This window comes from Peribacillus muralis, from assembly GCF_001439925.1.
Classification (GTDB): domain Bacteria; phylum Bacillota; class Bacilli; order Bacillales; family DSM-1321; genus Peribacillus; species Peribacillus muralis.
The window spans coordinates 429,287-451,070 of sequence record NZ_LMBV01000002.1; the positions used below are offsets into that span (position 1 = coordinate 429,287).

A 21,784-nucleotide genomic window follows, 5' to 3' on the forward strand; every position below is an offset into this window, starting at 1 on the left:
TTCACTATGGAAAAATATATTTTATCTTTAGATCAAGGTACGACAAGTTCACGGGCGATTTTATTTAACCAAAAGGGCGAAATCGTCCATTCTTCCCAGAAGGAATTCACTCAGCATTTTCCTAAACCAGGCTGGGTCGAGCATAATGCCAATGAGATTTGGGGATCGATCCTAGCGGTCATTGCTGGAGTGCTGTCGGAATCGGGGGTCAACCCAGAGCAAGTTGCTGGAATCGGCATCACCAATCAGCGCGAAACGGCAGTCGTTTGGGATAAGGAGACAGGGGTGCCTGTTTATAATGCGATTGTATGGCAGTCGAGGCAAACAAGCGAAATCTGTGATGAATTGAAAGAAAAGGGACTGAATGATCTATTCCGCGATAAAACGGGATTGTTGATCGATGCCTATTTTTCCGGTACAAAAGTGAAATGGATTCTTGATAATGTGGAAGGGGCACGACAAAGGGCGGATGAAGGCAAGCTTTTATTTGGCACCATCGATAGCTGGCTGATTTGGAAGCTATCAGGAGGCAAGGCCCACGTAACCGACTATTCCAATGCCTCCCGGACATTGATGTACAATATCCATGAACTGAAATGGGATGAAGAACTGCTGGAGATATTGACCGTTCCAAAATCGATGCTGCCGGAGGTAAGACCTTCTTCAGAAGAATATGCACGTACGATCGAGTATCACTTCTTCGGTCAATCGATTCCGATTGCAGGGGCGGCCGGTGACCAGCAGGCAGCCATGTTTGGCCAAGCGTGCTTCAATGAAGGGATGGCCAAAAACACCTATGGCACAGGCTGCTTCATGCTCATGAATACAGGAACCAAGGCTGTCAAATCCGAACACGGACTATTGACGACGCTTGCATGGGGATTGAACGGAAAGGTTGAATATGCACTGGAAGGAAGTATATTCGTAGCAGGATCAGCCATCCAATGGCTGCGCGACGGTCTGCGCATGCTGAATGATGCCAAAGACAGTGAGGCCTATGCGGAACGAGTCGAGAGTACGGACGGAGTATATGTAGTGCCGGCTTTTGTAGGCCTTGGAACTCCATATTGGGACAGCGAAGTACGGGGAGCCGTATTTGGCTTGACGCGCGGTACATCCAAAGAACATTTCATTCGTGCCACGCTTGAATCCTTGGCGTACCAAACGAAAGATGTCCTTGATGCCATGGAGGCCGATTCAGGCATCGAGCTACAAACATTGAGAGTCGATGGCGGGGCGGTCAAGAATGACTTCTTAATGCAATTCCAAAGCGACTTATTGCAAGTGCCAGTCGAAAGACCAACAATCAACGAAACGACCGCACTAGGAGCTGCCTATTTAGCTGGACTTGCAGTTGGATACTGGAAAGACCAAGAAGAAATCTCCAAGCAATGGGCGGTAGACAAAACCTTTAACCCGGATATGAAGGAACAAGTAACCGAAGAATTATATGCAGGCTGGAAAAAAGCGGTACATGCAGCAATGGCCTTTAAATAAAAAAACAAGGCAATCTCTTTCTAAAATGTGATCGAGTATGTTATACTCAAGACAAGTTAATAACTCGGCCGGAGAACAGGAGAGACCATGAATGCGTTATCGTGAAATCGATAATGTGCATTTGTGGTCTCTTTTTGTTTCTTAAAAGCCAAATTATGGAATGCGATAGCTAGACCAAGAACAAACTATTGAAACAAACGAACTGATTAAAAATAAAGGATACAACTCAACAATTCACGAATAAAGTGCCCGATTTCACGAATAAAGTGCCCGATTTCACGAATAAAGTACTCGAATTCACGAATAAAGCGCCCGGATTCACGAATAAAGTGCTCGAATTCACGAATAACCAGTCCGAATTAGCGGGTAACAGGCGCAAACGCACGAGTGCAGCGCGAATTCACGAATAAAGCGCTCGAATTCACGAATAAAGTGCTCGAATTCACGAATAAAGCGCTCGAATTCACGAATAAAGCGCTCGAATTCACGAATAAAGTACGCGAATTCACGAATAAAGTGCTCGAATTCACGAATAAAGCGCCGGAATTCACGGGGATAAAGCACAAGCTGACATATAAACGTCTAAAAATAGTAGTAAAACAGCTGATAGAGGAGGAGTTAGGCATGAAGTTTTCAAATAAGTATCGGGAAGAAACGATCGGTCTTTTGAAAAAGGATAAATATGATGTAGTGGTGATTGGTGGGGGGATTACCGGCGCAGGCATCGCTTTGGATGCGAGTAGCCGTGGAATGAAGGTGGCGTTGGTGGAGATGCAGGATTTTGCTGCAGGTACTTCGAGCCGTTCGACAAAGCTGGTACATGGTGGTTTGCGGTATTTGAAGCAATTTGAAATAAAAATGGTGGCTGAGGTCGGAAAAGAGCGGGAAATCGTCTATGAAAATGGTCCGCATGTGACCACGCCGGAGTGGATGCTGCTGCCGATGCACAAAGGTGGTACATTTGGAAAGTTCAGTACCTCGATTGGGCTCCGTGTATATGACTTCCTGGCGGGTGTAAAAAAATCCGAACGCAGGAAGATGCTTTCCATAGATGAAACGTTAGCTCGTGAGCCGCTTGTAAAGAAAGAAGGACTAAAGGGCGGAGGATATTATGTTGAATACCGGACCGATGATGCCCGCCTGACGATTGAAGTCATGAAGGCTGCAGTTGATAAAGGGGCAACGCCGATCAATTATACGCGAGTGGATAAATTGTTATATGAAAACAAAAAGGTGTCTGGCGTCCAGGTTTCCGATTTACTATCAGGGACCTCTTATGAAATATATGCAGATAAGGTCATTAATGCAGCAGGGCCATGGGTCGATTCAATCCGCGAAAAAGATCAATCGAAAAAAGGGAAAACGCTTAAGTTATCAAAGGGTGTTCATGTGGTCATCGATCAATCGAAATTCCCTTTGAAGCAGGCGCTTTATTTCGATACACCTGATGGTCGGATGATCTTTGCCATTCCGAGAGCTGGCAAGGCTTATGTAGGGACTACGGACACTTTTTATGATGGTGATCCTGCAGTGCCGACCGTTACATCTAAAGACCGTGCCTATTTATTGGAGTCCATTCATTATATGTTTCCAGAAGTGAATATAACGGATACCGATATCGAGTCAAGCTGGGCCGGAGTGCGACCATTGATTCTTGAAGAAGGGAAGGACCCTTCCGAAATTTCGCGGAAAGATGAAATTTGGGAGTCCGATTCGGGACTGATCACGATAGCGGGTGGTAAATTGACCGGCTATCGCAAAATGGCGAAAACGACGGTTGACCTTGTGGCAGGGAAGTTCACTAAGTCTTACCCAGCCAGCAATACGAAAGGCATGCCGATCTCCGGAGGCGATGTTGGGGGATCGAGAAATTTCTCAAGCTATATTAAGCAACATATTCAAGTTGGAGTGGATTCAGGGCTTGCTGTCAAGGATTCCGAGGAAATCTTGGCCATGTACGGTTCTAACGCACCTGTGTTATTCAACATCGCAAAAAGCGAAGGAAATGGCGGAACAAGCTTGCCGCAAAAATTGTTCATACAGCTGAAATATGCATGTGATCATGAAATGGCTGCAACGCCGGTCGACTTCTTCTTCCGCAGGACAGGGACCCTTTTATTCGATATCGATTTAGTTCAAACTCATAAGAGCGCCGTGATCGACTATATAGCTGGATATTTTGGATGGTCGGAGTCAACGAAAGTGGAAAGAACCAATCAATTGGAAAAGGAAATACGTGGTGCGATTAAAGTATCGTGACCTAAATGAAAACAAGACGCCAGCGATGTTGCTGGCGTCTTGTTTGTTCCATCGAGGAATATTAGAAGGGGATTAATCGTATTAGTTACATAGAAGTTTTGCGGGAGGAGTTTGTTTAAAGATGAAAATGACTAAGGTGGGGACAGTATATCAATTATCCTTCATGCCACGTGTTTTTCCTGTGAACTGTTATTTTGTTGAAGAAGAGGATAGCTTAACATTAATAGATGCCGCCTTGCCTTACAGTACGAAAAGCATAGTGAAAGCGGCGCAAGTCATTGGAAAACCGATAAAAAGAATCATCATCACTCACGCGCATGATGATCATGTTGGTGCACTTGACACGCTAAAGAAGGTATTTCCCGATATGCACGTCAGCATTTCCATTAGGGAAGCGGCGTTACTTGCTGGCGATTCAACACTTCTGGAAAGTGAAACGAACTCTCCAATCCGTGGGGGAATTCCAAAAAATATACAAACTCAGCCTGACTCCTTACTAAAAGAGGGAGACCGGATTGGTTCTTTGGAAGTTATTCTTTCCCCTGGGCATACACCTGGCTCGATTTCGCTTATCGACACTCGGAATCATAGCTTGATTGTCGGCGATGCCCTGCAAACGAGAGGGGGAACTGCGGTGAATGGTGTGATCAAGCCTTTATTTCCTTTCCCATCCCTTACTACTTGGAATAAACGGATTGCGCTTGAAAGTGCTAAGAAATTACTAAGCTATAAACCTGGTTTACTTGCTGTAGGCCATGGGAGGATGCTGGAACAACCTGAGAATTCGATGAGCAGGGCAATTAATGAGGCGGAATTAAAGCTTCAACAATGAAAAAACACTTGCTGCAGTCTCTGTTATTGCTTTCGATCATGCTTGTTTTTTTTCGCTGTTACCCAAATAAATCGGTGTGCTTAGGTAATTGCGAACGAAAAAAACCCTTGAGTCGCAAGGGTTTTGTAGCATAACGGGGCCAGCTATGTTTTCTGCTTCATGAGCTGTAAGTCGATGTAGAACTGCATTCGTGAATGTACGTCGTCAAAATCGATCGATGTGAGATCGGCGATTTGATTCAGTCTATATTTCAAGGTGTTGGTATGAATGTAGAGCTGCTCAGCTGTCGGCTTGATCCGGCAATTGTTCAGCAAATATATTTCCAGCGTCTGAAGGAGTTTGGTTTGGCTTTCTTGGTCCTTCTTCTGAAGAATTTGTAAATCGTTGTTGATATAATTCGTTTTCGTATGATGATTGGAGATCAGTTCCAGGTACCGGAAAATTCCAAGCTTGCTATATTCGAAGGGAAGCTGTTCAGGGTGACCGATGAACTTGGCTGCGTTGATCACTTCCAGCGCTTCCCGATAGGATTTGCTTAATTGAAGGAAGGTTGAATACTCATTACCGATTCCAGTGAAGATTCTATGGTTATGGAACTGCGAAAGCACCGTTTTCGTGAAATCATGGGCGTGATCAGCAAGCGTGCCCTTTTCTTTCCCGTTACTGCCAATGATGACATTGATCTTCATCTGGTTTGTGAATACATGGGAAAAAAGGTTCAAGGCATTGGCGAATAGGCTGACTGTACCGGTTAATTCATCCAAAAGCTCCGCATCGGATTGGGCGATGGTAAAAACATTCACAACGAAAGTTTCCGGAATGAGGATCCCCATGTTGGCGGCTTCCCATTTTATTTGATTTTCGGTTTGATAGACCTCATCAATGACCTTTTGATAGAACTCGTTTTTTTCTTCGTCTTTTTTCATATTCAACTGTTTTTTTTGATAGAGGAGTTTGCCGATATGATGGGAAACCTCATGTAAAAATAGCAAATCGGCTTCCTGCAACATTTCCGTCTCCTGGACCCAAATGAACCCGAAAACCTGCTCTTTATGGATAGCGCTTACAACCACCCTTTGATTTAAGCCGATTTCCTCGATTTGTTTGACACGGAATGGATGCTGCAGCGTTTTAAGCTGCTCGACAATTCCCTCATCCATGAATTTCTCCAGAATTGGGATCGGCCAATGCTTCGTGAAGATCGTTTGCCGATTGGCTTGGTCGAAGTGTTCGATATAATATGAACTATATGCCAGCAATAAAAATTGGTCATTTTCGATGACGACAGGTTTTTTTAAATAAGTGCTGACCATATCGGTTATATCGTTGATGTTTGTGAGAGTCAGGATTTTTTCTAATGACATATATGGCCCCCAGTTTTTTGAAGTGGATTACACCTTAATAATACTTATAAACCAAAGATGTGTATAGGGGAAAGTGCAAAGAAGGCCCGGTCCATGAAAAAGTTTTCATGGGCCGGGCCTTATTAGGAAATTTATTTTTCTTTCAACGTTCTTTCGAATTGTTCGAATTGCTGTTCGACTTCTTTAGATGGCTTAGCTGTAAGCAGACTGACGACGATGATGGCAATCAAGCTTGCGGCAAAACCTGGAATCATTTCATAAAGCGTATCGGACAAGCCTGCCATCGACCAGAAAATCACAGTCGCGGCACCAACGACCATCCCAGCTAAAGCACCCCATTTTGTCATGCGTTTCCAGCAGAGACTGAGTAAGACAAGCGGACCGAATGAAGATCCGAAGCCAGCCCATGCATAGCCGACAAGTCCAAGGATCGTGTCGTTTTTCTCCCAAGAGAGAATAAGCGCGATGATGGCTATAAGCAGTACGGAAAGCCTTCCTAGGAAGACAAGCTCTTTATCTGAAGCTGAACGACGGAAGAAGGTTTTGTATATATCCTCCGTCAAAGAGCTGGCCGTGACTAACAGCTGCGAAGAAATCGTGCTCATGACGGCTGCCAGTATCGCTGAAATCAAGAAACCGGTAATGAATGGATGGAAAAGGATTTCACCCAACTCTATGAAAATCGTTTCAGGATCATCTAGCTTGAGACCGTTCTGGGAATAATACGTTATTCCGATGAATCCAGTAAGCATCGCACCAATAGTGGAAAAAATCATCCAGCTCATGCCGATGGTACGGGCTTTCTTTATTTCCTTAACAGAACTGATCGCCATAAAGCGGACAATGATATGGGGCTGTCCGAAATACCCTAATCCCCATGCGAATAATGAGATGATCCCCAAAAGACTCGTTCCAGTAAAAATATTTAAAAGGGCAGGATCAATGGAACGCGGTGTTTCTATGGAAGGGCCGAAGCCGCCAACATGGAAAAGGGTAACGATCGGTACAAGTACCAGGGCGACGACCATGATGATTCCTTGAACAAAGTCTGTCCAGCTTACCGCCAGGAATCCGCCGAATAACGTATAGGCCACGACCACGCCTGTTAAGATCCAGAGGCCAGCATGGTAATCAAGGCCGAATGTACTCTGGAATAAGACTCCACCCGATACCATTCCGGAAGAAACGTAAAAGGTAAAGAATATTAGGATAACTAAAGCCGAGATAAGCCTTAGGATCCGTGAGCCTTCGCCAAAACGATTTTCGAGGAAAGCAGGGATCGTAATGGAATTGTTAGCGACTTCCGTATACGTTCTTAATCTAGGTGCCACGTATAACCAGTTTGCATACGCACCAAGCGTCAGGCCGATTACGATCCATATGGAGCTGAGTCCTGTTGCGAACATGGCACCAGGCATACCCATTAGAAGCCAACCGCTCATATCGGCAGCTCCAGCGCTTAATGCAGTGACAGCAGGGCCAAGACCCCGGTCTCCCAGCATGTAGTCATTTAGATTGGAGGTTTTTTTGTAGGCGAAATATCCGATTAACAGCATGCCCGCCATATAAATGCTAATGGAAAGTATTAATGAAAAATCGATCATAAGAAGACTCCCTTCAGGATGAAATAGATAACGTACCTTTTTTTGAAAAAAGGAGGAAGCAACTTGTTTGTCACTTCCTCCATTTTACATCGTTTTGTATTGTATCATATAGTTGAAGATACATCAGCAATACGATGGCATTCTTTTTCAATCACATTATGAAACAGTTATCAGAACGTTTCAGAAGTTGTTTTGGCTTGCATATGAAGCTGCAAGTAGTCCGGTCCGCCTGCCTTTGAATCGGTTCCTGACATATTGAACCCGCCGAATGGCTGGTAGCCGACGATTGCTCCCGTACAGCCTCTGTTGAAATACAGGTTCCCTACATGGAATTCTTCACGTGCTTTTTCCATGTTCAGGCGATTTGTCGTAATGACGGCACCAGTTAATCCGTATTCAGTGTTGTTGGCAATTTCAAGAGCTTCGGTAAAGTCCTTCGCTTTTGCAAAAGCGACGACTGGTCCGAAGATTTCCTCTTGCATCAGCCTTGCTTTCGGGTCGACATCAGCAACGATTGTCGGTTGAACGAAGTAGCCTTTAGAGCTATTTCCTTCTCCACCAGTCAGAATGCGTCCTTCTTCTTTACCGATTTCAACATAGCTCATGATTTTGTCAAAAGCTGCTTGGTCGATGACTGGTCCCATGAAATGATTTTCAACAGGATTACCGACTGTAAGTTGTTTTGTCAACTCGACAGCGCGATCTAATACTTGATCATATACATCTTCCACGATGACAGCACGTGAGCAAGCAGAACATTTTTGTCCTGAGAAGCCAAAAGCCGATTTGACGATCGATTGAGCCGCCAATTCAAGATCTGCCTCTTTGTCGACGACGATCGTATCTTTTCCGCCCATTTCAGCAATGACGCGCTTCAGCCAAATTTGGCCTTCGTTCACTTCTGAAGCACGTTTGTAAATGCGCAGACCTACATCACGTGAACCGGTGAAGGAAATGAAACGTGTTTTTGGATGATCCACCAAGTAGTCGCCAACTTCTGCTCCGTTTCCTGGAACGAAATTCAACACACCTGCTGGAAGTCCGGCTTCATGCATCACTTCAACGAATTTCGCAGCAACAATTGGAGTGGTCGATGCTGGTTTTAATAGAATGGTGTTACCAGTGACGATAGCGGCAACGGCTGTACCTGCCATGATCGCAAATGGGAAGTTCCAAGGAGAAATGATGATGCCGACCCCTAATGGAATGTAATCATAACGGTTATATTCCCCCGGACGGCTTTGAACAGGCACACCATCTTTAAGCGTCAGCATTTGACGGGCATAAAATTCAAGGAAATCGATTGCTTCCGCCGTATCTGCATCTGCCTCGTTCCAAGGTTTTCCTGCTTCTTTTGTCAATAAAGCAGAGAATTCATGCTTGCGTCTGCGAATGATGGCAGCGGCTTTGAATAAAACGTCAGCACGGATTTCCGGCTTCACTTTTTTCCAGCTTTCAAAAGCAGTGACGGCTTCCTGCATCGCTTGTTCAGCAAGGTCTTTGTTCGCTTTTGATACGCGGCCGATGACTTCTTCTTTATCTGCAGGGTTATAGGAAACGATTTTCTCGTCAGTCGTCACCTTTTCGGCACCGATGTATAGGGGATAGTCTTGCCCTAAGTAACCTTCAACTGTTTGCAGAGCTGCCTCATAAGCTTTTTTGTTTTCCTCGTTTGTAAAATCGATAAATGGTTCGTGTTTATATGAAATCATTGATCATCACACCTTTTCATGGATTTTTTTAAATTAAAAAGTTTGAATTAACGTCAGCTTTTGACCATTCCTTTGAAAGCAAAGGAAATGTTCGATGGCCGTTCAGCAAGCCTTCTCATGAAATAGCCATACCAATCCAGACCGTATGGTACATAGACGCGCATTTTGTAGCCTTGTTTGACCAGTTCGTGCTGGGTTTTGCTTCTCATGCCGTAAAGCATTTGAAATTCAAACTGTGAAGTAGGGATATTGTGCCTTTTCGCCAGTTCTTTTGTATATTCGATGATTTTGTCATCATGTGAGGCGATGGCTGTGTAATTTCCATTAAGCAGACTTTGCTTAATCAACTTTTTATAGTTTTCATCCACATCTTTCTTTTCGGGAAATGCCACTTCTGGAGATTCCTTGTAGGCACCTTTTACGAGACGCAGAAAAGGCTTATATTGGCCAAGGTCATCCAAATCTTTCTCTGTGCGGAATAAGTATGCTTGCAAAACAGTACTTATGCAGTTGTATTTTTCTTTGAACTGCCTAAAAATATCGATGGTCGCCTGACAGCGAACTTCATCCTCCATATCGATCGTGACCATCACTCCATGCTTTTCGGCTGTATCAAGAATTTTTGTCATGTTCTCGATAACCAGTTCATGATCGATATCAAGACCCAAAGAAGTCATCTTAAGGGAAACCTGTGAATCGAGTTTTTCCCTGCTGATCATTTCAATGGTTTCGATGCATTCTGCCGTCCTTTCCTGAGTCACTTCCTTCGAATCAACGAATTCCCCAAGATGATCGACAGTAACCGACAAGCCACTATCATTAAGCTGTTTAATGAATTTAATCGAGCTTCGGAAATCCGTTCCGCCGATGATCTTTCCGGCAGCAAAACTTCCTCCGCGTTTCTTGGCAATATTATTTAGCATATTATTTTTAGATAAAAATAAGAAAAAGTCCCTTGTAATGGCTTCCATATAAAGCGCACCCCCTAAGAAGATGTATTCATGAATTAAGCTTACGGTTTTTCAACAATATTCACAATGTTCGAAAAAACCAATAATTCCGTCTCCTATTTGTCGGTTTTGGACAAATGAAAGGGTTTTCATCTAATTGGATCTTATCGAGGAAGAGGTTTATTTTTCAATTTTCGTGAAACGCTAGAATATGGGGCGTAAAGGCGCAGTGGTAATGGTTGCTCGACCATATTCATCCAATACGATATAATGAACCTTATTAATAGGAATGGGTGAAGAAGATAAAATATGTCGCATCATCGGCAAGCGAGGGAGGATAAGGAATGGGAGCTGTATTTGAAGAACTTCGGGAAACATCCGGATTGATAATAGGCTTAATATTGGTTTTGATAATAATGGGGCTGATCGGTTATGTCCTCTCGAATATACGTGAAACCATTGTGTCGCCTATGGTCCAGTTCATTAAGAAAATGTTCAGTCGAAAATAGGTGCAGCGAAGATACGGAAGTTCTTGTCCTTAACCGACAAATGGACCCTGCTTGAAGAGAGGCGGGGGATTTAAATGAAAAAAAACCCTAACTGGAATTTCAGGGTTTTTTCCGTTATGGAGCATAGCGGGATCGAACCGCTGGCTTTGGGGGGATTTTAATGAAGAGCCTTCTGCGTTATCATAATCATTAAATATCAAAATAATCGTCAGACTTTGCTTGGGGATCTATACCCCGGACCGCCTTCATGATTTTCTTTAAAACCCCCGCTGAAGGTACATACTTGGGATCGCTACAAACTCTGCTTATCGTATTGCGTGATATTCCGGACGCGCTTACAAACTCCTCTTGTGAATATCCGTGCTTATCGATTAATTTGCCTACTTTACTGCGGCGCTTTCCTTTTCCGAATCTGAACATTTTGATAACCTCCTAGAGTTCTCATTTACTAGCAGTCTCGTCCAACTTTCACAAAAATATACGCATAGTTTCGCAGTTATATGGTATGGAAAGCGAAAGAAAGTATTGAAGGTGAATTCAAAGAGCGCACATTACACCGGCGATAAAATTTACTTGAAGCTGATTTGCCACAGTAAAAGAGGATTTGCTGTCTTCATAAGCGAAGTGGTTTAAGATTGAATCTATAAAAATACGAAAACCAATCAAGGTTATTGATGGAAGGGTGTATGGTTGAAGTGAATGCTGAATCTTTTTATTCTGAAAATAGTAAAGCGGCCCTTAAGAATGATCCGCCCGGTGCGTGGATGTCAAATTTGCCAGATGGCTGCATTCGCTTGAGCTCAGGGTATCCGGATCCGGCCCTGATTCCTGCCGAGGAGATTAAAGGAGCTGTAGCAAGCCTTCTTGATGAGGAGCACGATTTGCCGCTCCATTATCTCGGAAGTCCAAGGATAACGAAATTAAAACAGCAAATTCTGAAAAGGCTGGCTGTGCGTGGAATGTGCATGGTGGACGAACAGCTTTTGATTACATCAGGAGCTTGTCAGGCGATAGATCTCATTGCCCGCATTCTCTTGGATGATCAAGCGGTCGTAGTGGTAGAATCCCCCACCTATATGGAGGCCTTGGAGATTTTTCAAAATTATACGAAACAGATCATTAGTATACCTATAGATGAACAAGGACTCCAAACAGACCGATTAAAGGAAATGCTAGATGAAAGGAAACGGAAAGGCCTCCCACTCCCGCGACTTCTATATACGATCCCAACCTTTCAAAATCCAACCGGGACGACGATGACCACTGAGCGCCGGAAGCAATTATTGCAACTTTCCATCGAGTTTGATTTCCTCATTCTAGAGGATGACGCATACGGGGAATTATCCTTCGATAAAAATCCGGTGCCATTAAAATCTATTGATGAAGGCGGGCGAGTCCTCCACGTTGGTTCATTATCGAAGGTAGTGGCGCCAGGAATGCGGATCGGCTGGATAGCAGGAGATAGTGAATTCATCAAGGCTTTAGAGTGGTTTAAAAAAGATTTAGATCATCCATTCTCTCAAAGTACAATGGCTGTATACTTAGAAAACACCGATTTGGAGAAACGACTTCAGCGCCTAAAAGATATATACCGTGCCAAGTGCACTGCGTTGATCCGTTCGATGGAACAATATCTTCCCGAAACCGTTTCCTGGTATGTACCGGATGGTGGCTACTTTGTTTGGGTGAGAATCCCAGGTGTAGATACTTCGGATTTATTATCAAAGGCCCTTGCTGAGGGTGTATCGTATGTTCCAGGGAAATACTTTTTCTTGGACCAAAACGAAGGAACCGAATTTCTGCGGCTCTCATTCAGTTACTCCGATAAGAAGGAAATGATCGAGGGAATTCGAAGACTAGGGAAGCTTATCCCACCTTTTTTTACTAGAATGCCTGACGCGAAGTAACTGTATGAATGCGCCTACTCCTTAAACAGGGTAGGTTTTTTCTTCATTAAGGAATCATTCGACGCAATTCCGGGTGAAGCTGCACTTCGTTTGCATACTTTGAAAGTTGTATAGTGTTCAAGATGGACTTATGGAATTAACAGAATACCATGATAACAATGACGGCTATTACCAGCTTTCGGTTCATACGCCTGAAGCTTTTAAAGTATATTCATTATAACAAGGTGGTGTTGAAAAATGAAGGTAAACCAGGACATGTTGAAGCTTAGATATACGTCCCGTGTTGTACAAGAGGTCCAAAGAAGGCTGAACATTTCGGAGAGGGAAGCAGAGGATCGCTTACAGAATACCGCCTATAATAAATTAATGGATAGTGACCCGGAATTTGTCATGCATTATCCAGCTAGAGTCTGGGTAGATAAACTTTTTAAATTTGAATTTGCTCATAATCATTAAGCTCATTTAATCTTGAGCTTAATTTTTTAGGTTTGGGTAAGGAACGAACGTTCTTATTGTAATGTCATTATAGATAAAAAGGGATTGCTGATTATAAAAAATGAGAGGCAGAGGTAAGGCCACTTGGTCTCCAGTCGTCTTTCTAACGCAATATTCTAAGATGCTGCGGCACCTGGATAAGAATAACTGACATCGCTTCACTTTCTTGCCGCGACTTTTATCGGGTACTTAGAGGTATATAAAAAGAAAAAAAACCCTTGAATTTCAAAGGTTTTTCATGTAGGGGGCATAGCGGGATCGAACCGCTGACCTCTACGCCGCTGCCAGTGTAGCGCATATAATTGTCCCATAGTTTCAAGGGTGTCCTCGAATGCCTTTATATCGCACTTGTGACCAATATGAGAAATTAATCGCTGGTTTAATGAGAATTAGTAAGATTTTGAGATAGTATGCCAAATAATAAAAAAGTAATAATAGCTTACCAAGATACAGAGCTTTCCTTACGAGGAAGGTTTTTTTAGTCTTTTGGAAGGTCTTTCAATGTCCGGTGTAGTCAATGAATAAAGAGAGAAGTATTCAACACATTTACTAACTCCTTCTTACTTTCTTGTTTGCTAAAAGCTTAAAAACAGAAGTAGAAAATGTGGAAAAACTTTTAAATTTGATGTGGGAATAATTCTTTCCGGCCACTGCTTATTCTTTTCGTCAGTAAAAAAAGGAGAAAATAATAACCCAACGATGTAAATGTTTCCAATAATAATATTACTCCTTTAGAACCATTCTAAGAGTATTATTTGGCAAAGTAAGATTCTGAAATTTAATTTTAGTGAAATATTATAATTATTGAAATTTTATTTTAGATTGTGTTATTCTCTATTTGAGAACGATTTCAGGAACCGATTTTAAATCATAGATAAGGGTGATCATATGCTTGAACATTTAACAACCGAAACTCGTAATGAAAAAACGATGAACTTAGATGAGATGTCTATAACTGAGCTATTAACAGTAATGAACGAAGAAGATGAGAAAGTGGCTAAAGCTGTGAGGGTGGAGATTCCATCAATTGCAAAAGCGGTGGATGCCATCATTCAGGCTAAAAAACAGGGAGGCCGCCTGATTTACCAGGGTGCTGGTACAAGCGGACGAATAGGGCTGCTTGATGCTGTTGAGTGCCCTCCCACGTTTGGAACGGACCCAGGTGAAGTGATCGGGCTGATTGCTGGCGGAGAGAAAGCATTTATAAAAGCCGTTGAAGGAGCCGAAGACAGAAAAGAGCTTGGGGTAGACGACCTAAAGGAAATACAGCTAACAAGTAAAGATGTAGTTGTTGGAATTGCAGCAAGCGGCCGCACTCCATATGTTATTGGAGGGCTTGAGTATGCAAATTCAATCGGTGCAAATACTATCGCTGTTTGCTGCAACAAGGGATCTGAAGTGGGAAATGCAGCTGAAATAGCAATTGAAGTAGTCAATGGACCAGAAGTTCTGACAGGCTCAACACGCTTAAAATCTGGCACTTCACAAAAACTGATCTGCAATATGCTTTCAACCGCCTCTATGGTTGGTGTTGGAAAGGTGTATGGCAACTTGATGGTAGACGTTCAACAGACAAATAAGAAGCTCGAAGAAAGAGCAAAACGCATAGTGATGGAAGCAACATCCTGCTCGTATGAGAAAGCGAAAGAATATCTTGTAAAAGCGAAGGATAACTCTAAACTTGCAATTCTAATGATTTTAACCAATCTATCCTATGAAGAGGCATTAGAAAAACTAAATGCTTCACAAGGATTTATCAGAGAAGCCATAAAATAAGCAACTGAGAGGGGAGACGTCATGAGTAAGTATCGTAAAATGGCCGATGAAATCTTAACGGCTCTTGGAGGCAGTTCAAACATTGCTTCTTATACAAACTGTATGACACGCCTTCGAGTAACGCCAGTGAATCGAGGGAACATTAACGAACAGAAATTAAAAGAAGTCGATGGAGTAGTCGGAGTGGTCGATGATGAAACATATCAAATTATCCTTGGCCCAGGGGTTGTCACAAAAGTGGCTGACCAGTTCGGTGCAGCGATTGAGGAAACAAAAGGACAAGGCAGTGCATCTGATTATGAAGCAAAAGGTGCTGACATTAAGCAGGAGTTGAAAAAGAAAAACAGCACGCCTTTTAAAACTTTTCTCCGCAAAATCGGAAGTATTTTCATTCCGCTGATCCCGGCATTTGTCGGAGCTGGCCTGATTGCCGGTATTGCTTCAATTCTTGCGAACAATATTACAGCTGGAAACTTATCCGAAGAAACATGGCAGCAATATGTCACGATATTAAATGTTATTAAAAATGCGATTTTCAGTTATCTGGTCATTTATGTTGGGATCAATGCAGCAAAAGAATTTGGCGCAACACCTGCACTGGGCGGAGTAATTGGAGGCGTTACACTCTTGACTGGTGCGACGCCGGAAGTGCCAATCACCAATATCTTTACCGGTGAAGCATTATCCCCAGGACAGGGAGGAATTATTGGGGTCTTAATCGCTGTGTATCTTCTGGCTATGGTTGAGAAGTTCCTGCGCAGATGGATTCCGGATGCCATTGACATTATTGTCACGCCAACTATTGTTCTTTTAATTATTGGACTGTTAACAATCTTTATCATCATGCCGTTTGCCGGCCTGATTTCGGACAACCTGATTGGAGCTATTAATTGGACACTTGATCGTGGAGGTGCGTTTGCAGGATTTGTCCTTGGAACAACTTTTCTTCCACTCGTTATGTTAGGACTCCATCAAGTATTAATTCCCATTCATATTGAGATGATTAACATCTCAGGCATGACAGTGCTACTGCCGATTCTTGCGATGTCAGGTGCTGGACAAGTCGGTGCGACTCTAGCACTTTGGATCAAGTGCCGTAAGAACACTCAATTAACTAATTTGATTAAAGGTGCTCTGCCTGTTGGTATTCTTGGCATTGGCGAACCTCTGATTTATGGTGTTATCCTGCCCCTTGGGCGTCCATTTATCACAGCCTGTATTGGCGGAGGAATAGGCGGTGCAATCGTAGGTATTTTCGGAAATATTGGTTCGATTGCTATTGGTCCTTCAGGTGTAGCATTGATTCCTTTGATAGCAGACGGAATGTGGTTTAAATATATTGTCGGACTATTAGCTGGCTATGCAGGCGGATTTGTTCTAACTTATTTCTTCGGTGTTCCGAAAGAAGCAATGGTCAATACGGCAGATACTGCTGAAGAGAAAGGTGAAAAAGAAGCTGAGAGAGAAATCTCAATCTCTGAGGAATGTTCACTTGTAATGCCCTTTGAAGGAGAGGTAAAACCTCTTGAAGAAGTGCCGGATGCTGTTTTTTCTTCAAAGATGATGGGAGACGGATTTGCCATTGTGCCTGTTAATCATACACTCGTTTCACCTATTGATGGAGAAATTGTGAGCGTTTTTCCGACCAAGCATGCAATAGGATTAAAGTCAAAGGATGGCTTGGAGCTTTTAATTCACGTAGGCCTTGAAACAGTCTCCCTAAACGGAGAAGGCTTTACATCCCTTGCTGATGAAGGCCAAGTTGTGAAAAAGGGAACGCCACTTCTAAAGATTGATCTTGACTATATTAAAAAGCATGCAGCGTCAACAATCACACCAGTTATTTTTACGAATTTGCCTGAGGGAGCTAAAGTAAAACTGCTAAAAACGGGCTATCAGGAACAAGGCAGTGCGGATGTGCTTGCTGTAGAGATGCCGTAATGGAAAATGAAGCTGATTGAAGCGAAGTATTATCATGAAATGAGCAAGCTTGCAGCTGAAATCATTTTGAAGCAAGTGAAAGAGAAAGAGGACTCGGTTCTTGGTTTAGCTACAGGAGTAACAGTTCTCGGAACATACAAGGAGCTAATTCATGACTTTAAAAAGAATAAAACGTCATACGACCATATTCAAACGTTAGGAGTTGGTCGACGTCAAGCTTATGAATTAGTTTCTTCAGGCAATTTCATACAGTGAGAGTTGCATAACTGTCACATCTCGTAAGTGATTTAATATATGAGATGTGCTGTTACTTAAAGCACTCTCTTCCTAAAAGTGTTCATTCCGCTTAGCGGTTTAAGCACTTTTTATTTTTATTATGAGGAGAGTTTTATATGAGGGGATCAGTAAAGAAAGACGGGAAAAGTTGGTACTATGTTGTAGACGTGGGGATTAACGGTAAACGTAAGCAAAAGAAACAGAGAAATTTTAAAACTAAAAAGGAAGCAGAGAAGGCATTAGCTGAGATCAACTATGAATTAAATAAAGGTACTTACATTGAACCATCAAATACCCTATATAAAGAATACGTAGATCAATGGTTTTAAAACTAAGCAAAATAGAGGTATACAAACAGCTAAAGTTTATACTACCTTCAAGGTAGAATTATACCTGCATTAGGAAATTACTCTTTTTCTAAGCTCACTACGATCCAGCTCCAATCTTTCACCAATAGCTTGAGTGAAGAGGTATTAAGTAGTGCTACAGTAAAAAAGATATACAAGGTGATCAGAAATTCACTGGAACATGCGGTGGACTTTGAATTAATTCTAAAAATCCTACATTAAAAATTAAATTGCCAAAGGCAAATAAGAAAGAAATGAATGTATGGGATGAAGAGGAAGAAAATAGATTTATAAAATTTACCTGCATTAACAACTGGTATGCGACGTGAAATACTTGGATTGCGTAGGAAGGATATTAATTTGGAAAAAGGATTGTTAAATATTAAACAGACTCTTAGTCATGACGGTAAGACATTTTTAAGCGGAGCTAAAACCAAGTCTAGTCTACAGACAATAAATTTATCCTTGTCGTCTATAAAGGTCCTTATAACTCGTAAATTAACTGTTTCGAAAGAAAAGCTATGCCTAGGCCCTATTTATCAAGACTTTGATTTAGTTGCTTGAACTCAGCATGGTACACCGCCTAATCCTGCAAATATTAGAAGGACTTTTAAAAGGATGATCAAAATGGCTGATGTTCCTGAAATCCGCTTCCAGGATTTAAGACATACACATGCTACCTTGCTTCTTTCCAATGGAGTTCATGTCAAAGTCATCTCAGAAAGATTAGGACACAGTAACATAAAAGTTACACTTGATACCTATTCACACGTTCTTCCATCAATGCAAGAAGAAGTGGCTCGTAAATTAGATGAAATTATTAAATAATTTCGTGTGTGACCAAATTCTGACCAGACGGACATTTTCAAAGAAAATATTAGGGGGACAGTGGTTTATAAAAAGAAAAAAACCCTTGCTACACAAGGGTTTTCAAATATGGAGCATAGCGGGATCGAACCGCTGACCTCTACGCTGCCAGCGTAGCGCTCTCCCAGCTGAGCTAATGCCCCGTGTTAAGGTACAATAATTATTTTAGCGGATTTTGAAGAAAAGTCAATATAAGAATGAGCTTTTTTTTAAAAAAATGATGGAAAGAAACTTTTTAAGGAAAACTTGATAAAATCCCGCAGGCTAAAAAGCCGAGAAGGCTCACGGACCGCCTGCAGTACAATGTAGCAGTCAAAGTGCAATTCTCTAAAACTGTGGTCGATAGGAATTTTATCTACGTATTCACGCATAGTCAAAGCTAAACTTATATCTAACTTCTTGATTTTAATTATTTCTCTGTAGAATGCTTATATTAACTCAGACAAAATACGGTCACAAAGAGACATTGTATGAACGTTGTCAGCTGCATTGGAAGTTGGTTTTCTTTTATTTTTGCAACAGTCTATAAAATGAGCCATTTCTCCAACAAAGCCACGTAAATAAAGATCCCTGTAAGCTCCAGACATAGGGGAGGCAGATGGAGTAAATACAGTGTCAGCCTCTTCAAGAGATTTCCATGGCAAATCACTGAATGTTTGTGATTTATGGATAGTAAGTGAATTGACTTCATCTGCAAAATCAAATGCATTATCAAATGTAACAAGAATATTTTCACTTTCACGAGACCAAGCAGTCATAAAAAAATAAAGTTTCATCCCATTTTGGTCGGATAGATACTTCCCGACTTTGTCGGATTTTAGCAGGTTAAGCTAATATTTTTTCGACTTATCCTGAATGATATCGGTGATGGTGAAGCAATGGAGAGAGTTATCATCATAATAGAGTAAAGAAAACTTGATGGCAAAAAAGCGTCGATATTTTCAGAGCTATCTTTCTAGGCTGATATCGGAAATGAAAATTCATTTAAAAAACCCTTTTCATAGTTAAAGGGGGGCGAAATTTGTTGATTTCGCCCCCCTTTTTTTTATTCACTACACGATTGAGGGAGTACATTAGGCATTTTCAATCTCAACCCGTGCTATTTCCTTAAGGGTGGAGACTGTGTAATATACATCCGAGGTCCTGACTTTATTGTCGACCAAAACCTTCAGTGTTAATAGATGGTGGCCTTCTGCGACATCTTTGATTCTAAGGTTTTTTATGAATATTTTTTCGTCTTTGATTTTTTTCAGGACGACGGCGATGTCTTCTTTATCTTTCACCACGAGCTGCAGGAAGATTTCCTTTTGCCGTAATTTCATCGGTCCGAGCCATGTAACGATTGCGGGAACTAATTCAACACTGATGATCAATAGGATGACACCGGCTATCGCTTCGAGAAAGAATCCGGCTCCAACGGCAATTCCGATACCGGCGGCTCCCCATATGATGGCTGCTGTCGTTAAACCAGATATGCTGTTATTGTCACGGCGGAGAATGACGCCAGCTCCGATGAAGCCGACTCCGGAAACAATCTGTGCGGCTAGACGTAAAGGGTCCATCGTAATGTTTACGTCGTCACTCCCTGGGAACTTATAAGCGGATTCCATGGAAACGATCGTCAGTAAACAGCTGACGATGGAAATGACCAGGCTCGTTTTTAAGCCAACGGGCTTTCGTTTCATTTCTCGCTCTAGCCCGATAATGAGTCCAAGGAGAGCTGAAATCCCCAACTTAATAAGGATTTGTAATTCTGATTGCGGGTCGAATGTCCACTCCATGTTGTTTCACCACTTTCGAACTATTATGGAAGAATAAGATTATATGATGCCATATACCTTTTTTTCAAAAAAGCTTACCCCAATGATTTTAACATAGTAGAATAGTCGAGAGGTAATTCAAATTGAAAGGAGGGAATGTGGATGCACATGCCAAGAGTGAATCCCTATGCAGCGTTGGCGATTGGGGTGGCATCGGTTTCGTTTTCTGCCATCCTGGTGAAGTTAGCCACCGCTCCATCGGGTGTCATAGCATTTTACCGTTTATTATTTACCGTTCTTTTCATGCTGCCGGTTTTCTTGATGAAATACCGCCATGAGCTGGCATTCATCGAGAAAAAGGATTGGCTTTATTCGGTTGCATCAGGGGTTTTCCTGGCTTTTCATTTTATTTTATGGTTCGAATCACTCAATTACACATCAGTCGCGAGTTCAACGGTGCTTGTCACCCTCCAGCCTTTATTCGCTTTTGTAGGGGCGTACTTATTTTTCAAAGAAAGATTTTCAATGAAGGCGATCTTGAGCGGCATCATTGCGATAGCGGGAAGTCTCGTCATCAGCTGGGGAGATTTGAGAATCAGCGGCATGGCACTCTGGGGTGACATTCTTTCGCTTATCGCATGTGCGCTAGTAACCGGTTATTTATTATTTGGACAAAATGTTAGAAAGCGCATATCTTCTATAACATATACATTTGTCGTCTATGCTATCAGTGCGGCCACTTTGTTCCTATATGTAATTTTCAAGGGAGAGCCGCTCTTGCCATATCCGACTGCCGATTGGGTTTATTTCATTTTACTTGCCATTTTCCCTACTTTATTGGGACATTCTTTATTCAATTGGTCATTAAAATGGTTAAGCACATCCACGATTTCGATGGGAATCTTACTCGAACCGGTTGGAGCCACGATCCTCGCTTATTTCATATTAGATGAACCGATACTTTGGACGCAGGTTCTCGGGGGTACGGTCATATTGGCCGGTTTGATGATTTTCTTAAGAGATGAAAGGAAAAGCAAAGCTCAAAAAGAATCGCCAGTCTCCGTATAAAAGCAGTAAGTCGAACCGACTTACTGCTTTATTTAGGTAGGTTGAAACAAGCAGGTGATTCTGGTGAAAATCAAAGCGAAAGTAAAGCTGAATAAAAACGTCGTACCATTCACCTTGCCTTCTTCTTTGCTGAACCTAAATGCTTCATAAAAAGCTGTACTGAATAAGTAAAGGGCCATAATGTAGGAAATGAGTAATCCGATTAATGTTAGATTCATTGGTTCACCTCATGGGAAAAAGATATCTTTATATGTCTATTTGCGTTAGTTAGAAAATATGCTTCATTTCGTGCGGAACTAGTGAGCTGGCTTGGTGATAGATGGGCAGGAGTGATGAAAAAAGGATGGTGAGGACAAGGGAAAAACATTTTTTTAAAAAAGTTATAAAAACGTATTGCAAACCTTATTTGTACATGGTATATTATTTCTTGTCGCTAAGACAGCAACACAAACGACTAACAAGTTGTTGAAAAAAAAGATTTAAAAAAGTTGTTGACGAAACGTGACACATTATGTTACATTATAGAGGTCGCTTCTGAGAGAAACGACAACAAATTGCTCTTTGAAAACTGAACAAAACAAAGCGCCAACGTTAAATTTTAAGTGAGCACACACTATTAA

17 protein-coding genes, 1 tRNA gene and 2 pseudogenes are annotated in these 21,784 nt (G+C 42.0%); 11 read left to right on the forward strand and 9 right to left on the reverse strand.

Features of this window, described 5'->3' with window-relative positions; genetic code table 11:
* Positions 1-6: 6 nt before the first annotated feature.
* The 3 genes from glpK (at position 7) to ASU00_RS04435 (ending at position 4,588) form a co-directional block, all read left to right on the forward strand.
* Positions 7-1,497 (forward strand): glycerol kinase GlpK, encoded by a 1,491-nt coding sequence (glpK, locus tag ASU00_RS04425; RefSeq protein ID WP_057912221.1) that lies wholly within the window; start codon positions 7-9, stop codon positions 1,495-1,497.
* Between the two features lie 624 nt (positions 1,498-2,121).
* Complete coding sequence (locus ASU00_RS04430; RefSeq protein ID WP_057912263.1) at positions 2,122-3,756, forward strand: glycerol-3-phosphate dehydrogenase/oxidase; 1,635 nt, start codon at positions 2,122-2,124, stop codon at positions 3,754-3,756.
* Between the two features lie 121 nt (positions 3,757-3,877).
* Positions 3,878-4,588 (forward strand): MBL fold metallo-hydrolase, encoded by a 711-nt coding sequence (locus tag ASU00_RS04435; protein WP_057912222.1) that lies wholly within the window; start codon positions 3,878-3,880, stop codon positions 4,586-4,588.
* A gap of 143 nt (positions 4,589-4,731) precedes the next feature.
* On the opposite strand, the gene ASU00_RS04440 is transcribed toward ASU00_RS04435, so the two are convergent.
* From ASU00_RS04440 to ASU00_RS04455, 4 genes are all read right to left on the reverse strand, one after another.
* Positions 4,732-5,952 (reverse strand): PucR family transcriptional regulator, encoded by a 1,221-nt coding sequence (locus tag ASU00_RS04440; protein WP_057912223.1) that lies wholly within the window; start codon positions 5,950-5,952, stop codon positions 4,732-4,734.
* Positions 5,953-6,083: 131 nt separating this feature from the next.
* Positions 6,084-7,556 carry a sodium/proline symporter PutP gene (gene putP / locus ASU00_RS04445; RefSeq protein WP_161809691.1) on the reverse strand — a complete coding sequence of 491 codons (1,473 nt, stop codon included), beginning with the start codon at positions 7,554-7,556 and terminating at the stop codon, positions 6,084-6,086.
* A gap of 170 nt (positions 7,557-7,726) precedes the next feature.
* Entirely contained in the window at positions 7,727-9,268 is a 1,542-nt protein-coding gene (gene pruA / locus ASU00_RS04450; RefSeq protein WP_057912224.1) for an L-glutamate gamma-semialdehyde dehydrogenase, read from the reverse strand.
* A 53-nt stretch (positions 9,269-9,321) separates the two neighbouring features.
* Entirely contained in the window at positions 9,322-10,239 is a 918-nt protein-coding gene (locus tag ASU00_RS04455) for a proline dehydrogenase family protein (protein WP_057912225.1), read from the reverse strand.
* A 323-nt stretch (positions 10,240-10,562) separates the two neighbouring features.
* Between ASU00_RS04455 and ASU00_RS25310 the strand changes: the two genes are divergently transcribed.
* The gene (locus ASU00_RS25310; protein WP_161809692.1) at positions 10,563-10,727 is read left to right on the forward strand and encodes a hypothetical protein; all 165 of its coding nucleotides are present in this window, start codon (positions 10,563-10,565) and stop codon (positions 10,725-10,727) included.
* 189 nt (positions 10,728-10,916) lie between these two features.
* Here the strand turns inward: ASU00_RS25310 and ASU00_RS04460 are convergent, their stop codons facing one another.
* Positions 10,917-11,147: a helix-turn-helix domain-containing protein gene (locus ASU00_RS04460; protein ID WP_057912226.1), complete on the reverse strand. Its 231-nt coding sequence runs from the start codon at positions 11,145-11,147 to the stop codon at positions 10,917-10,919.
* Between the two features lie 275 nt (positions 11,148-11,422).
* On the opposite strand from ASU00_RS04460, the gene ASU00_RS04465 reads away from it, so the two are divergent.
* From ASU00_RS04465 to ASU00_RS27065, 6 genes and pseudogenes are all read left to right on the forward strand, one after another.
* Positions 11,423-12,634, forward strand: a complete 1,212-nt coding sequence (locus ASU00_RS04465) for an aminotransferase-like domain-containing protein (RefSeq protein WP_057912265.1) — start codon at positions 11,423-11,425, stop codon at positions 12,632-12,634.
* Between the two features lie 237 nt (positions 12,635-12,871).
* On the forward strand, positions 12,872-13,090 hold the full coding sequence (locus ASU00_RS04470) for a hypothetical protein (RefSeq protein ID WP_057912227.1): 219 nt from the start codon (positions 12,872-12,874) through the stop codon (positions 13,088-13,090).
* Between the two features lie 927 nt (positions 13,091-14,017).
* Positions 14,018-14,905 (forward strand): N-acetylmuramic acid 6-phosphate etherase, encoded by an 888-nt coding sequence (gene murQ / locus ASU00_RS04475; protein WP_057912228.1) that lies wholly within the window; start codon positions 14,018-14,020, stop codon positions 14,903-14,905.
* A gap of 21 nt (positions 14,906-14,926) precedes the next feature.
* Positions 14,927-16,846 (forward strand): glucose PTS transporter subunit IIA, encoded by a 1,920-nt coding sequence (locus ASU00_RS04480; RefSeq protein ID WP_057912229.1) that lies wholly within the window; start codon positions 14,927-14,929, stop codon positions 16,844-16,846.
* A gap of 6 nt (positions 16,847-16,852) precedes the next feature.
* Positions 16,853-17,101 carry a sugar phosphate isomerase family gene (locus ASU00_RS04485; RefSeq protein WP_057912230.1) on the forward strand — a complete coding sequence of 83 codons (249 nt, stop codon included), beginning with the start codon at positions 16,853-16,855 and terminating at the stop codon, positions 17,099-17,101.
* A gap of 137 nt (positions 17,102-17,238) precedes the next feature.
* Positions 17,239-18,297, forward strand: a pseudogene (locus ASU00_RS27065) (site-specific integrase).
* A gap of 109 nt (positions 18,298-18,406) precedes the next feature.
* On the opposite strand, the gene ASU00_RS04500 reads toward ASU00_RS27065, so the two are convergent.
* The 3 genes and pseudogenes from ASU00_RS04500 to ASU00_RS04510 all read right to left on the reverse strand — a co-directional run bounded on the left by ASU00_RS04500 (position 18,407) and on the right by ASU00_RS04510 (position 20,117).
* A tRNA-Ala gene (locus tag ASU00_RS04500) sits at positions 18,407-18,479 on the reverse strand.
* A 285-nt stretch (positions 18,480-18,764) separates the two neighbouring features.
* A pseudogene (locus tag ASU00_RS04505) lies at positions 18,765-19,115 on the reverse strand (Gfo/Idh/MocA family protein); the annotation flags it as partial.
* Between the two features lie 294 nt (positions 19,116-19,409).
* A complete protein-coding gene (locus ASU00_RS04510) occupies positions 19,410-20,117 on the reverse strand; it encodes an MgtC/SapB family protein (protein WP_057912232.1) in 708 nt (235 codons plus the stop codon).
* Positions 20,118-20,258: 141 nt separating this feature from the next.
* On the opposite strand from ASU00_RS04510, the gene ASU00_RS04515 reads away from it, so the two are divergent.
* Positions 20,259-21,164 carry a DMT family transporter gene (locus ASU00_RS04515; protein ID WP_057912233.1) on the forward strand — a complete coding sequence of 302 codons (906 nt, stop codon included), beginning with the start codon at positions 20,259-20,261 and terminating at the stop codon, positions 21,162-21,164.
* Between the two features lie 32 nt (positions 21,165-21,196).
* Here ASU00_RS04515 and ASU00_RS04520 read toward each other — a convergent pair whose 3' ends face one another.
* Positions 21,197-21,382 carry a hypothetical protein gene (locus ASU00_RS04520; RefSeq protein ID WP_057912234.1) on the reverse strand — a complete coding sequence of 62 codons (186 nt, stop codon included), beginning with the start codon at positions 21,380-21,382 and terminating at the stop codon, positions 21,197-21,199.
* Between the last annotated feature and the right edge of the window lie 402 nt (positions 21,383-21,784).